Source organism: Streptomyces sp. NPDC047022, from assembly GCF_040644155.1.
In the GTDB taxonomy this organism is placed as follows: domain Bacteria; phylum Actinomycetota; class Actinomycetes; order Streptomycetales; family Streptomycetaceae; genus Streptomyces.
Genome location: NZ_JBEYVV010000002.1, coordinates 39,332 through 52,169, shown reverse-complemented (window position 1 = coordinate 52,169; position 12,838 = coordinate 39,332). Strand labels below are relative to the sequence as shown.

Below are 12,838 nucleotides of genomic sequence, written 5' to 3'. Positions count from 1 at the left end.
TGACGGACTCCCCCGGCGCGCGCTCCTTCGAGGCTTCCATGGAACCGAACGGGTGGCGACCCGTATCGTCACGCACTGCGACGGAGAACGGCCCAGGAACGGCTACCGAGCGTCATGTCTCCTGGTGGATGCGTGACCAACACGTCGGAATTTCTTACCTTTACCTCATTTTTCGCCCTGCGATCCGGGCGGTTCGCTCCGGCGCTCCCGGCCGTGCGGGTCGCCCCGGTCGCGCGGGTCGCTGCCGCCCCGCCCCCGCCTCCCGGCTTACGCTCCGCCCGTGCCCACCATCACGGAGATCCTCAAACGGCTGGTGATCGGCCGGGCCAAGCGCAGCGAGGAGTTGCACGAGACGCTGCTGCCCAAGCGCCTCGCCCTGCCGATCTTCGCCTCCGACCCGCTGTCGTCGGTGGCGTACGCGACCCAGGAGATCCTGCTCGTCCTCACCCTCGGCGGGCTGGCGTATCTGCGGTTCACGCCGTGGATCGCCCTCGCGGTGGTGGTGCTGCTGGCGGTGGTCGTGCTGTCGTACCGTCAGGTCGTGCACGCCTACCCGACGGGCGGCGGCTCGTACGAGGTGGTGTCCACGAACCTCGGCCCGTCCGCGGGGCTCGTCGTCGCCGCCTCGCTGCTCGTCGACTACGTCATGACGGTTGCCGTGTCGATCGCCTCCGGAGTGGACAACGTCATCTCGGCACTTCCCCGACTCGCCGAGCACCGCGTGCTGTTGGCGCTGGCCTTCGTCGCGCTGCTGACCGCGATGAACCTGCGCGGCGTACGGGAGTCGGGGCGGACCTTCGCGGCGCCGACCTACCTCTTCACCGGCGGCGTGCTGATCATGGTGACCACGGGCATGGTCCAGTACGCCCTCGGAAACGCGCCCCTCGCGCAGACCGCGCACTACGGTGTCACCCCCGAGCCCGGCACCGCGGATCTCGCCGGAGCGGCCCTGGTGATGCTGGTGCTGCGGGCGTTCTCCTCCGGCTGTACGGCGCTGACCGGCGTGGAGGCGATCTCCAACGGCGTTCCCGCCTTCCGCAGACCGAAGTCCCGCAACGCGGCGGCGACGCTCGCCGCGATGGGCGCCATCGCCATCACCATGTTCGCCGGTGTCACCGCGCTGGCACTGATCGCGCACGTACGCATCACCACCGACGCCTGCCGGCTGACCGGACTGCCCGGCAACTGCCACGCCTACACCCAGCGCACGGTGATCGCGCAGATCGCGGCGGCGGTCTTCGGCGGTGAGCGGAGCTTCGGCTTCTACTTCATCCAGGCGGCCACCGCGCTGGTGCTCGTCCTCGCCGCGAACACGGCCTTCAACGGCTTCCCGCTGCTGGCCTCCATCCTCGCCCAACACCGCTATCTGCCACGCCAGTTGCACAACCGGGGCGACCGGCTCGCCTTCTCCAACGGCATTCTGGCCCTCGCGGTCGTCGCCGGGCTGCTGCTGTGGGGCTTCAAGGCGAACGTCACCAGCCTCATCCACCTCTACATCCTCGGCGTGTTCGCCGCGTTCACGCTCTCCCAGCTGGGCATGGTCCGGCACTGGAACCGCGAGCTGCGCGCGGAGGACGGCGCGGCGGTGCGCCGCCGTCACCACCGGGCGCGGGCCGTCAACGCCGTCGGCTCGGTCGTCACCGGGCTGGTCCTGGTGATCGTGCTCGCCACGAAGTTCACACAGGGCGCCTGGCTCGCGGTGCTGGCGGCGGTCGTGCTGTGGGTGACGATGCGCGGCATCCGCCGGCACTACGACACCACGGCCGCGGAACTCGCGGTGACCGACCCGAAGGGCGAGCTGACCCTGCCGTCCCGGGTGCTGGCGCTCGTCCTGGTGTCCCGGGTGCACAAGCCGACACTGCGGGCGCTGGCGTACGCGCGGGCCTTCAAGCCGGACCGGCTGGAGGCACTGACGGTCGCGGTCGACAGGGGGGAGGCGGCGGAGCTGGAGCGGCGCTGGGAGGAGTACGGCATCGGCGTACAGCTGAAGGTCCTCGACTCCCCGTACCGCGAGGTGACCCGGCCGGTCCTGGAGTATGTGCGCTCGATCCGCCGTGAGAGCCCGCGTGACGTGGTCGCCGTCTTCATCCCGGAGTACGTCGTCGGCCACTGGTGGGAGAACCTGCTGCACAACCAGTCGGCGCTGTGGCTCAAGAGCCGACTGATGTTCACACCGGGCGTGATGGTGATCAGCGTCCCATGGCAGCTGACGTCCTCGGTCCGGGCGGCGGCCCGGCCTGCCGCCCGGGCTCCGGGATCGGTGCGCAGGGGCGAGCCGAGGAACCGGGTGGCGGGACGCCGCTGAGCGCCTGCACCGGCGGACCAGGTGGCCCGTGCGGCATCGTCCGGTGGCGACGAGGCGGTCTCTGCCTAGGCTGGTAGGGCGGTCCTTTCGTTGGCCGGAGATTGACCACAGCCGTGCGCAGCGCCGTATGCCGGGAGAGCACGCCGATGGCCGCTTCGGAGCACAACCGCCCGGGCCGATTGCGGGCGTGGATGCTGGAGGGGCTGTCCGACATGGCCAAGGACGCCCACCATGGCGATCAGCACCCTGGCCACGACGAAGGCAGGGAGGGGACCGGGACCGGGCATCAAGGGCAGCGCTGGTGGCGGGTGATGTGCCTGACCGGCGTCGACTACTTCTCCACCCTCGGCTACCAGCCAGGCATCGCTGCCCTCGCCGCCGGGCTGCTCTCTCCCGTCGCCACCATCGTGCTGGTGATCGTCACCCTCGCCGGCGCCCTGCCCGTCTACCGGCGCGTCGCCGAGGAGAGCCCCCACGGCGAGGGCTCGATCGCGATGCTGGAGCGGCTGCTGTCCTTCTGGCAGGGCAAGCTCTTCGTCCTCACCCTGCTCGGCTTCGCCGCCACCGACTTCCTGATCACCATCACCCTCTCCGCCGCCGACGCCTCCACCCACCTGGTCGAGAACCCCCACCTCACCAGCACCCTCCAGGGCCACCAGATGGCCATCACCCTCTTCCTGGTGGCCCTGCTCGGCGCGGTCTTCCTCAAGGGCTTCCTTGAGGCCATCGGCGTCGCCTTCGCCCTGGTCGGCATCTACCTGGCGCTCAACGTCGTCGTGGTCGCGGTCGGCCTGTGGCATGTGGCCACCGCCGAGCACGTGATCACCGACTGGGGCAGCGCGCTGACCGCCGAGCACGGCAATGTCCTCGTCATGGTCGGCGTGGCGCTGATCGTGTTCCCGAAGCTGGCGCTCGGCCTGTCCGGTTTCGAGACGGGTGTCGCGGTCATGCCGCATGTGCAGGGCGACCCCGGCGACACCGAGGAGCGGCCCACCGGCCGAATCCGGGACACGAAGAAGCTGCTGACCACGGCCGCCGTCATCATGAGCGGCTTCCTGATCACCACCAGCTTCATCACCACGCTGCTGATCCCGGAGAAGGAGTTCCAGCCGGGCGGGCCGGCCAACGGCCGCGCCCTGGCCTACCTCGCGCACCAGTACCTGGGCGGCGCCTTCGGCACCGTCTACGACGTCTCGACCATCGCGATCCTGTGGTTCGCGGGCGCCTCCGCCATGGCCGGCCTGCTCAACCTGATGCCCCGCTACCTGCCCCGCTACGGCATGGCACCCCACTGGGCCCGCGCCGTACGACCCATGGTCATCGTCTTCACCCTGATCGCCTTCCTCGTCACCTGGATCTTCGACGCGAACGTCGACGCCCAGGGCGGCGCCTACGCCACCGGCGTCCTCGTCCTCATCAGCTCCGCCGCCATCGCCGTGACCATCGCCGCCCGCAAGGCCGGACAGCGCAAATGGACGATCGCCTTCGCCGTCATCTCCGCCGTCTTCCTCTACACCACCGTCGTCAACGTCATCGAACGCCCCGACGGCGTCAAGATCGGCGCCTGCTTCATCGCCGGAATCATCCTCGTCTCGCTCTTCTCCCGACTCGTCCGTGCGTTCGAACCCCGTGTCACCAGCGTGTCCCTCGACACCATGGCCGAACGGTTCGTCCGCGACATCGCCAGCCGCCGTATCCGGTTCATCGCCAACGAGCCCGACAACAGGGACGCCGCCGAGTACCGCGCCAAGATCGAGCAGATACGGGCGGACAACGACCTCACCCCCCAGGACGACCTGGTCTTCGTGGAGGTCACCATCGGCGACCCCTCCGAGTTCGAGAGCTGCCTCACGGTACGGGGCGAGGTGCTCCACGACCGCTACCGCGTCCTCACCCTGGAGTCGGCCTCGATCCCGAACGCCCTGGCCGCGTTCATGCTGTACGTGCGCGACGAGACGGGCTGCATCCCGCACATCTACTTCGAATGGACCGAGGGCAGCCCCTTCACCAACTTCCTGCGCTTCTTCCTCTTCGGCCAGGGCGAGGTGGCCCCCGTGACACGAGAGGTACTGCGCGAGGCGGAACCGGACCGGGGGCGCCGGCCCCGCGTCCACGTCGGCTGAATCCCTTCAGCGGACTCGGTCTACGTCCCGCCCACCGTGAAGCCGAGGATCGCTCCGCCGCCCTCGCGCCGGGAGGCGAACGCGGCTCCGCCGTGCGAGGTCGCCACGTCCTGCACGATCGAGAGGCCGAGGCCCGAACCGGGCAGGCTGCGCGCGTCCGCCGCACGGTAGAAGCGGTCGAAGACGCGCAGGAGGTCGGTCTCCTCGATGCCGGGCCCGCGGTCGAGGACCTCCACGCGCACGCTGCCCAGCGGCGGCCCGCTCTCCGGCGCGTCGGAGTCCTCCAGCTGGGGCGGGTGCTGGGGACCCGTGACGACGATCTCGATCGGTGCCTCGCCGCCGCGGTCGAACTTCGCCGCGTTCTCCAGCAGGTTCGACACCGCGCGCTGCAGGCTCGTGGTCCGTCCGTCGACCGTCGTGTCACCCGTGGTCCGGACGACGATGTCGCGTCCGGTGCGGCGGCGGACGATCGTCGCCGCCTCCTCCGCGAGGCCGGCGAGCGACAGCCGCTGTACGGGTTCCGTGTCGGACTGCCCGGCCGCCAGGTCCACCAGCTCGTTGACCAGGTCGGTCAGCTCGCGGGACTCCAGCGCCAGGTCGGCGACCAGCTCCTCACGGGTGGCCGGCGGCAGCTCGTCGATCCGGCGCAGCAGGGAGATGTTGGTCCGCAGGGAGGTCAGGGGTGTGCGGAGCTCGTGCCCGGCGTCCTGGACCAGGCGCCGCTGGTCCTCCTCGGACTGGGCCAGGCGCCCGAGCATATGGTCGAAGGAACGGCCCAGCCGGGCCACCTCGTCGTTCCCGGTGACCGGCACCTGGATGCCGAGGCGCCGGGTGCGCGCCACGTCCTCGGCGGCCCCGGCCAGCCGCACCAGCCGCCCGGTGATGCGCCGCGCGAGCCACCAGCCGAACAGACCGGCCGCGATCACCACCGCGCCCATCAGCAGGGCCGTCCGCTGCTGCAGGCTGCGCAGCAGGTCCTCCGTGCTGCTCAGCTCCTGGGCGACCTGCACCGCGCCCTGGCCGTGGCCGAGCGCGACGGTCGCGACCCGGTAGACGTCCCCGTCCACGTTGACGCTGCTGTGTTCGACCAGCTTGCCCGCCTTGGCGGACTCTGCGATCCGCATGTCGTCGCGGACGACGGGCAGCGCCGGGTTGGAGTGGTCCACGACCGAGCCGCCCGGGCCGAGCACCTGCACGACCGTGCGAGCGGGCCTGATGATGTCGTCACGCGGCGTGTCGTGGTCCCTGTCGGAGATGGCGAAGTCGTCCGGCATCAGCTGCTTCTGGCCGACCTGGTCGCGCAGATCGGCGACGACCTGCGCGAAGACGGTCTGCTGGTCCACCCGTACGAGGCGGGCGGCGGCGTCGTAGCTCAGAAAGCCGACCAGGACGGTGACGCCGGCGGCCACGGCCGCGAACGACACGGTGAAGGTGGTCCGCAGCGACGACACCTGCCGCAGCCGGGCCCGCAGCCGCAGCCTGGCCCGCAGCCCGCGCGGCAGACGCCGCCACAGGCGCATCCAGGGTCCAGGGCCGGTGTCGCGGGCGTCCGGGGATGATGGTGGAGGCACTAGTCCTCCCTCAGTACGTACCCCACGCCACGCACCGTGTGGATGAGCGCGGGGGCGTCCGGCTCATCGAGCTTGCGTCGCAGGTAGCCGACGTAGACGGCGAGGTTCTTGGACCCGGGGCCGAAGTCGTAGCCCCAGATGCGGTCGTAGATGGTGGCGTGGTCGAGGACGATGCCGGCGTTCCGGGCGAGCAGCTCCAGCAGATCGAACTCGGTCCGGGTCAGTTCGAGCTCGCGCTCGCCCCGCCAGGCGCGTCGTGCCTGCACATCCATGCGCAGCCCGGCGACGGACACCTGCCCGGTGGGGATCTTCTCCTCCTCCTTGGGTTCGTCCGCGGGAGCGCCGTTGGTGCGCCGCAGCAAGGCCCGCAGTCGGGCGAACACCTCTTCGACGTCGAACGGCTTCACGACGTAGTCGTCGGCGCCCGCGTCCAGGCCCGCGATCCGGTCTGCGGTCTCCACCAGGGCGGTGAGCATCAGGATCGGGGTGCGGTCGCCCTCGGCGCGCAGCACACGGCAGACCTGGAGGCCGTCGATACCGGGCATCATCACATCGAGAACGAGCACGTCAGGCTGGGTGCGATGGGCCTGTGCGAGGGCTTCCACCCCGTCGGCCACCGCATTCACCTCGTAACCCTCCAGCGTCAGCGCGCGCTCCAGGGCATGACGGATGGCGCGGTCGTCCTCGGCGAGCAGCACTGTCTGGGTCACCACACCAGTCTGCCAAGGCCACGGCGATGCACCACCAAGTGGATCAGGCAGCGGGCTCGCTTCTTACCCGTATCTCACCGCGGGGCGCGGGGCGGCTTACCTGCGAGGAGACCGTGTCGACTGCGTCACACACCAGTGGCTCCGCGCCCCGGGCGGAGCGTCACCGCTGCCAGTTGCTGTTCGAACGGCACCACCCGGAAGCCGTGCGTGCCGCTCTCCTCCGGAGCGGGCTCCCCCGCCGGAGGGGGCGGCGCCGCCCCCATCAGCCGTACCAGTTCCTGCGCCGCCCGTTCGATCCGCTCGGGCAGCCCCTCGGCTCCCCAGTCCTCGGAGGCCGCGTACACGCCGGTGGGGACGACGACGGCCCGCAGGTAGGAGAACAGCGGCCGCAGGGCGTGGTCCAGGACCAGCGAGTGGCGGGCGGTGCCGCCGGTCGCCGCGATCAGTACCGGCTTGCCCTCCAGCGCGTCGTTGTCGAGCACGTCGAAGAAGGACTTGAACAACCCGCTGTACGACGCGGAGAACACCGGTGTCACGACGATCAGCCCGTCCGCCCGCGTCACCGCGTCCAGCGCCTCGCCCAGGGCACGCCCGGGGAAGCCGTTGGTGAAGTTGTGCGCGATCTCCACGGCGAGGTCGCGCAGCTCGACCACCCTGATGTCGACGGCGGCACGCTCCGCCGCGGCGGCGGCCAGCCGGTCGGCCAGCAGCCGCGTGGAGGACGGGACGCTCAGCCCCGCCGAGACGACGACGAGCTTCATGCGGCCACCTCCTCGGACGAGCCCGAAGAGCTCTTGGCGGCCAGCAGCGACTGGTGCGTCGGCGCGTCCGGCACGTTCGCCGGGCGGCCCTTCGCGAACTCCTCGCGCAGCACCGGCACGACCTGCTCGCCGAGCATGTCGAGCTGCTCAAGCACGGTCTTCAGCGGCAGCCCCGCGTGGTCCATCAGGAACAGCTGGCGCTGGTAGTCGCCCGCGTACTCGCGGAAGCCCAGCGTCCTCTCGATCACCTGTTGCGGGGAGCCCACCGTCAGCGGGGTCTGGTCGGTGAAGTCCTCGAGGGACGGCCCGTGCCCGTACACCGGCGCGTTGTCGAAGTAGGGCCGGAACTCGCGCACCGCGTCCTGAGAGTTCTTGCGCATGAACACCTGTCCGCCGAGGCCCACGATCGCCTGCTCCGGGGTGCCGTGCCCGTAGTGCGCGTAACGCTCGCGGTACAGCTCGACCATGGCCTTGGTGTGATCGGCGGGCCAGAAGATGTTGTTGTGGAAGAAGCCGTCGCCGTAGTACGCGGCCTGCTCGGCGATCTCCGGGGAGCGGATGGAGCCGTGCCAGACGAACGGCGGCACGTCGTCCAGCGGGCGCGGCGTGGAGGTGAAGCCCTGGAGCGGGCCCCGGAAACGGCCCTTCCAGTTCACCACGTCCTCGCGCCACAGCCGGTGCAGCAGGGCGTAGTTCTCGACTGCCAGGTTGATGCCCTGGCGGATGTCCTGCCCGAACCAGGGGTAGACCGGGCCGGTGTTGCCGCGCCCCATCATCAGGTCGACCCGGCCGTCCGCGAGCTGCTGCAGCATCGCATAGTCCTCGGCGATCTTCACCGGGTCATTGGTGGTGATGAGCGTGGTGGAGGTGGAGAGGACCAGCTTCTGCGTCTTCGCCGCTATGTAGCCGAGCATCGTGGTCGGCGAGGAGGGCACGAACGGCGGGTTGTGGTGCTCGCCGGTCGCGAAGACGTCGAGGCCGACCTCCTCGGCCTTCAGCGCGATGGCGACCATGGCCTTGATCCGCTCGCGCTCGGTCGGCGTCCGTCCCGTGGTCGGGTCCATGGTGACGTCTCCGACGCTGAAGATCCCGAACTGCATGTCCGCTCACACCCTCTAGATGGTTGATGATTCAACTACACCCCTGAACCGCACCGCCCTTCGCGTTATTCCGGACCCGGTCCACGCCCGATGACACCGCCCGTTGTCGGCACCCGCCCGTACGATCCCGGCATGGCCGCCCCTCGCCGTGACACACGAGGCATCGTCGACGCAGCGGAGCTCTTCTCGCGCGTCGCTTTCCGCCGCCACACCCCGGCCGCGCCCCTGCGCCCGTATCTGGAGCACTACTGGCTGATCGACTGGGACCTGCCGGAGCCGTACGCGAGCCACGTCGTCCCACACCCGTCGGTGAACATCGTCTTCCAGCGCTACGGCGACCATCCGCCCTTCGCCGAGCTGGCGGGCATCGGCCTGGACCTGTTCACGCAGAAGCTGGAGGGCAGGGGCCGGGTGTGCGGGATCCAGTTCCGCCCGGGCGGCTTCCGCCCCTTCGCTCCCGCGCACCCGGTGGCGGACTGGACGGGCCGCCGCGTCCCTCTGCACGAGGTGTTCCCCGAGGCCGAGCTCGACGCGGTCCTCTCCCCCGGCGACGAGCACGACCGCGTGGCCGCCCTGGACGCGTTCCTGCTGGGCCTCGGCCCGCGTCCGGACCCGGAGGCAGACCTGGCGACGGCCCTGGTCGACCGCATCCGCACGGACCGCTCCATCCGCCGCGTCGCCGAGTTCGCCCGGTCGGAGGGCATGTCGGTACGGGTCATGCAGCGCCTCTTCGCGGCGTACGTGGGCGTCGGCCCGAAGTGGGTCATCCTGCGCTACCGCATCCATGAGGCGCTGGAGCGCGCGCAGACCGAGCGGGCGGTGGACTGGGCGGGCCTGGCGGCGGACCTCGGCTACGCGGACCAGGCCCACCTGGTCAGGGACTTCACCGCCACGGTCGGGGTGCCTCCGGCGGCCTATGTCCAGCACCGCGCCCCCTGAGGGGCGCGGCGGCGGTACGGGCGGAGGGCCTCAGAAGGAGTACCGGTCCCCGGTCTCCAGGACCATCACCTGCTGTCGGTCACTGCCCGGGTCGCGGTCGGCCGGGTCGCCGGCCGCCAGGGAGTCGATCTCCATGGCCACCTCCTCGGCCGTCGCGTCGGCGAGGCGCACCCGCACATGGATCTCCGCGCCCCTGCCGTGCGCGGCGATCGCGCCGGTGCGGCACAGCACCACGCTCGTGGTGCTGTATCGCTGACAGCCGGCCGGCAGCCGCTGTTCGCCGTCCAGCGGTGTGGACCAGCGCAGCCGTACCGTGGCGTCCGCGACGGGCACGGCCGCGTTGTTCCACGGGGTGAGCCGTACGTTGACCTCGCCGCGCCCCATGTCCACATACCCGTGGTAGGCGAGCGCGAGCCCGGTCCCGCCGCCGACGGCCACGGCCGGCGCGGCGGGGCCGGCCGCCACCGCCCCCGCCACCACCCCCGCCGCCGCCACGGCCACGCCCACCGGGCCGGACGTCCACTTCCTCATCGCCACTGCCGTCACTTCCTCCGCATCCGACCTGACCTCACCGCATGTATGCCACGCGACCGGCAGGGCAGGCGCCGCCGGGCAGGTGACCGCGTGCGAAGGTGACCGCATGCTGGTCCTGCGCTCCATCGCCCTCTTCGTCGTCGCCGCCCTGTTCGAGATCGGCGGCGCCTGGCTCGTATGGCAGGGGGTGCGCGAACACCGCGGCTGGGTGTGGATCGGCGCGGGCATCATCGCGCTCGGCGCCTACGGCTTCGTCGCCACCCTCCAGCCGGACGCGCACTTCGGCCGCATCCTCGCCGCGTACGGAGGCATCTTCGTGGCCGGCTCGCTGGCCTGGGGCATGGTCGCGGACGGCTACCGCCCGGACCGCTGGGATGTGACCGGCGCGGCGGTCTGCCTCGTCGGGGTGGCCCTGATCATGTGGGTACCGCGCGGCCACTGACCGCCTCCGGCCGGGGAACCCGGGTGCACCCGCCGCTCCGCGCCCCCGCCACCTATGCTGATCAGAGGTCCATAGAACGACCGTATGACCATACATACGGCCGTACGACCGCAGTACGAGCCCGCCGTCCGAGGAGTCGCCCATGACTGCCGCCGCCCCCTCCACCGCCTCCCGCATCGCCGTCGTCACCGGCGCGAGCAGCGGCATCGGCGCCGCGACGGCCCGGCAACTCGCCGAGGCGGGCTACCGCGTCGTCCTCACCGCCCGCCGCAAGGACCGTATCGAGGCGCTGGAGGAGGAGCTGACCGCGGCCGGGCACTCGGCGACGGCGTACGCGCTGGACGTCACGGACCGCGCGGCGGTCGACGAGTTCGCCTCGGCGTTCCGGACCATCGGCGTCCTGGTGAACAACGCGGGCGGCGCGCTCGGCGCCGACCCGGTCGCCACCGGTGACCCCCAGGACTGGCGCCGGATGTACGAGACGAACGTCCTGGGCACCCTGAACGTCACCCAGGCCCTGCTCCCCGCCCTGACGTCGAGCGGCGACGGCACGGTGGTGATCGTCTCCTCCACGGCCGGTCACGGCACCTACGAGGGCGGCGCCGGTTATGTGGCCGCCAAGCACGGCGAGCACATCCTCGCCGAGACCCTCCGGCTGGAGATCGTGGGCACCCCGGTCCGGGTGATCGAGATAGCCCCCGGCCTGGTGAAGACGGAGGAGTTCGCGCTGACCCGCTTCGGCGGCGACAAGGAGAAGGCGGCGAAGGTGTACGCGGGCATCGCCGAGCCGCTGACGGCCGACGACGTCGCGGACACGATCACCTGGGCGGTCACCCGCCCCAGCCATGTCAACGTCGACCTCATGGTGGTCCGCCCGCGGGCGCAGGCGTCGAACACGAAGGTCCACCGGGACCTGTGAGCACCGAGACCACCGGGGACACGGCGGAGCGGGACCGTCTGGCCCTGGAGAAGAAGCGCGAACGCTACGTCTGGTACGTCCTCGGGTACTTCCTGTTCGGCATCCACATCGTGGCGTTCGTGATGATCTACGCCGTGCGACACGCGAAGTAGCATTCGCCGTCCCCCGGGTCGCCCCGGGGGACGGCGAATGTCAGCCCTTCACGCAGACGACCTGCTTGAGCTGCGCCACGACCTCCACGAGATCGCGCTGCTGCTCGATGACCTGCTCGATCGGCTTGTACGCGCCGGGGATCTCGTCCACCACGCCGGAGTCCTTGCGGCACTCCACGCCCCGCGTCTGGTCCTCCAGGTCCTTCGCCGTGAAACGGCGCTTCGCCGCGTTGCGGCTCATGCGCCGGCCCGCGCCGTGCGACGCCGAGTTGAACGACTTCTCGTTGCCCAGACCCTTCACGATGTACGAGCCCGTGCCCATGGAGCCCGGGATGATCCCGTACTCGCCGGAGCCCGCGCGGATCGCGCCCTTGCGGGTCACCAGCAGGTCCATGCCCTCGTACCGCTCCTCCGCCACATAGTTGTGGTGGCAGGAGATCTCCGGCTCGAAGGTCGGCTTCGCCTTCTTGAACTCCTTGCGGATCACGTCCTTCAGGAGCGCCATCATCAGCGTGCGGTTGTGCTTCGCGTACTCCTGCGCCCAGTACAGGTCGTTGCGGTACGCCGCCATCTGCGGGGTGTCCGCCACGAAGACGGCGAGGTCGCGGTCGACCAGGCCCTGGTTGTGCGGGAGCTTCTGGGCCACGCCGATGTGGTGCTCGGCGAGTTCCTTGCCGATGTTGCGGGACCCGGAGTGGAGCATCAGCCACACGGCGCCGGTCGTGTCCGTGCAGACCTCGATGAAGTGGTTGCCCGAACCGAGCGTGCCCATCTGCTTGGTGGCGCGCTCCGCACGGAACTTGACCGCCTCGGCCACCCCGTCGAACCGGCCCCAGAAGTCGTCCCAGCCGGACGTGGCCAGCCCGTGGAACCCGCCGGGGTCGACCGGGTCGTCGTGCATCCCCCGGCCGACCGGGATGGCCTGCTCGATCTTGGAGCGCAGCCGCGACAGATCACCCGGCAGGTCGTTCGCCGTGAGCGAGGTGCGCACCGCGGACATGCCGCAGCCGATGTCCACGCCCACCGCCGCGGGGCACACCGCGCCCCGCATGGCGATGACCGAGCCGACCGTGGCCCCCTTGCCGTAGTGGACGTCCGGCATGACCGCGAGGCCCTTGATCCACGGGAGCGTCGCCACGTTGTGCAACTGCCGCATCGCGGCGTCCTCGATCGTCCCCGGATCCGTCCACATGCGGATCGGAACCTTCGCCCCCGACACCTCTACGTACGACATTTCACCCTCATTCCCCCGACAACTATCAAAAGTCTGATATCGCAAAAA

12 protein-coding genes are annotated in these 12,838 nt (G+C 70.6%); 6 read left to right on the top strand and 6 right to left on the bottom strand.

Annotated features, from left to right (window positions below; genetic code table 11):
• Positions 1-280: 280 nt before the first annotated feature.
• Together ABZ845_RS03595 and ABZ845_RS03590 are read left to right on the top strand one after the other, a co-directional pair.
• A complete protein-coding gene (locus ABZ845_RS03595; protein WP_360972552.1) occupies positions 281-2,305 on the top strand; it encodes an APC family permease in 2,025 nt (674 codons plus the stop codon).
• Between the two features lie 146 nt (positions 2,306-2,451).
• Entirely contained in the window at positions 2,452-4,428 is a 1,977-nt protein-coding gene (locus ABZ845_RS03590) for an amino acid transporter (protein ID WP_360972550.1), read from the top strand.
• A gap of 20 nt (positions 4,429-4,448) precedes the next feature.
• Here ABZ845_RS03590 and ABZ845_RS03585 read toward each other — a convergent pair whose 3' ends face one another.
• The 4 genes from ABZ845_RS03585 to ABZ845_RS03570 all read right to left on the bottom strand — a co-directional run bounded on the left by ABZ845_RS03585 (position 4,449) and on the right by ABZ845_RS03570 (position 8,570).
• Positions 4,449-5,948, bottom strand: coding sequence for a HAMP domain-containing sensor histidine kinase (locus tag ABZ845_RS03585; protein WP_360973057.1), 1,500 nt, complete (start codon positions 5,946-5,948; stop codon positions 4,449-4,451).
• Between the two features lie 50 nt (positions 5,949-5,998).
• Positions 5,999-6,709, bottom strand: coding sequence for a response regulator transcription factor (locus tag ABZ845_RS03580; protein ID WP_360972548.1), 711 nt, complete (start codon positions 6,707-6,709; stop codon positions 5,999-6,001).
• Positions 6,710-6,834: 125 nt separating this feature from the next.
• Complete coding sequence (locus ABZ845_RS03575; protein ID WP_360972546.1) at positions 6,835-7,470, bottom strand: FMN reductase; 636 nt, start codon at positions 7,468-7,470, stop codon at positions 6,835-6,837.
• Positions 7,467-8,570 (bottom strand): LLM class flavin-dependent oxidoreductase, encoded by a 1,104-nt coding sequence (locus ABZ845_RS03570; protein ID WP_360972544.1) that lies wholly within the window; start codon positions 8,568-8,570, stop codon positions 7,467-7,469. Before ABZ845_RS03570 ends, ABZ845_RS03575 begins: the two co-directional genes overlap by 4 nt.
• Positions 8,571-8,702: 132 nt before the next feature.
• Here ABZ845_RS03570 and ABZ845_RS03565 point away from each other — a divergent pair, with 132 nt between their 5' ends.
• Positions 8,703-9,509 carry a helix-turn-helix domain-containing protein gene (locus tag ABZ845_RS03565; RefSeq protein WP_360972542.1) on the top strand — a complete coding sequence of 269 codons (807 nt, stop codon included), beginning with the start codon at positions 8,703-8,705 and terminating at the stop codon, positions 9,507-9,509.
• 30 nt (positions 9,510-9,539) lie between these two features.
• On the opposite strand, the gene ABZ845_RS03560 is transcribed toward ABZ845_RS03565, so the two are convergent.
• Complete coding sequence (locus ABZ845_RS03560) at positions 9,540-10,040, bottom strand: hypothetical protein (protein WP_360973055.1); 501 nt, start codon at positions 10,038-10,040, stop codon at positions 9,540-9,542.
• A gap of 109 nt (positions 10,041-10,149) precedes the next feature.
• Here ABZ845_RS03560 and ABZ845_RS03555 point away from each other — a divergent pair, with 109 nt between their 5' ends.
• The 3 genes from ABZ845_RS03555 (at position 10,150) to ABZ845_RS03545 (ending at position 11,556) form a co-directional block, all read left to right on the top strand.
• Positions 10,150-10,485: a YnfA family protein gene (locus tag ABZ845_RS03555; RefSeq protein WP_360972540.1), complete on the top strand. Its 336-nt coding sequence runs from the start codon at positions 10,150-10,152 to the stop codon at positions 10,483-10,485.
• 142 nt (positions 10,486-10,627) lie between these two features.
• Positions 10,628-11,404 carry an SDR family NAD(P)-dependent oxidoreductase gene (locus tag ABZ845_RS03550; RefSeq protein WP_360972538.1) on the top strand — a complete coding sequence of 259 codons (777 nt, stop codon included), beginning with the start codon at positions 10,628-10,630 and terminating at the stop codon, positions 11,402-11,404.
• Positions 11,401-11,556 carry a hypothetical protein gene (locus tag ABZ845_RS03545; RefSeq protein WP_360972536.1) on the top strand — a complete coding sequence of 52 codons (156 nt, stop codon included), beginning with the start codon at positions 11,401-11,403 and terminating at the stop codon, positions 11,554-11,556. The genes ABZ845_RS03550 and ABZ845_RS03545 overlap by 4 nt, the downstream gene beginning before the upstream one ends.
• Positions 11,557-11,596: 40 nt before the next feature.
• Here ABZ845_RS03545 and ABZ845_RS03540 read toward each other — a convergent pair whose 3' ends face one another.
• On the bottom strand, positions 11,597-12,790 hold the full coding sequence (locus tag ABZ845_RS03540; protein WP_360972534.1) for an RtcB family protein: 1,194 nt from the start codon (positions 12,788-12,790) through the stop codon (positions 11,597-11,599).
• Between the last annotated feature and the right edge of the window lie 48 nt (positions 12,791-12,838).

Bases quoted from the DNA above. Each gene is read 5' to 3' on its own strand.
- ABZ845_RS03590 (WP_360972550.1), top strand. From the start codon at position 2,452: ATGGCCGCTTCGGAGCACAACCGCCCGGGCCGATTGCGGGCGTGGATG.
- ABZ845_RS03585 (WP_360973057.1), bottom strand. From the start codon at position 5,948: ATGCGCCTGTGGCGGCGTCTGCCGCGCGGGCTGCGGGCCAGGCTGCGG.
- ABZ845_RS03575 (WP_360972546.1), bottom strand. From the start codon at position 7,470: ATGAAGCTCGTCGTCGTCTCGGCGGGGCTGAGCGTCCCGTCCTCCACG.
- ABZ845_RS03570 (WP_360972544.1), bottom strand. From the start codon at position 8,570: ATGCAGTTCGGGATCTTCAGCGTCGGAGACGTCACCATGGACCCGACC.
- ABZ845_RS03565 (WP_360972542.1), top strand. From the start codon at position 8,703: ATGGCCGCCCCTCGCCGTGACACACGAGGCATCGTCGACGCAGCGGAG.
- ABZ845_RS03560 (WP_360973055.1), bottom strand. From the start codon at position 10,040: ATGAGGAAGTGGACGTCCGGCCCGGTGGGCGTGGCCGTGGCGGCGGCG.
- ABZ845_RS03555 (WP_360972540.1), top strand. From the start codon at position 10,150: ATGCTGGTCCTGCGCTCCATCGCCCTCTTCGTCGTCGCCGCCCTGTTC.
- ABZ845_RS03550 (WP_360972538.1), top strand. From the start codon at position 10,628: ATGACTGCCGCCGCCCCCTCCACCGCCTCCCGCATCGCCGTCGTCACC.
- ABZ845_RS03540 (WP_360972534.1), bottom strand. From the start codon at position 12,790: ATGTCGTACGTAGAGGTGTCGGGGGCGAAGGTTCCGATCCGCATGTGG.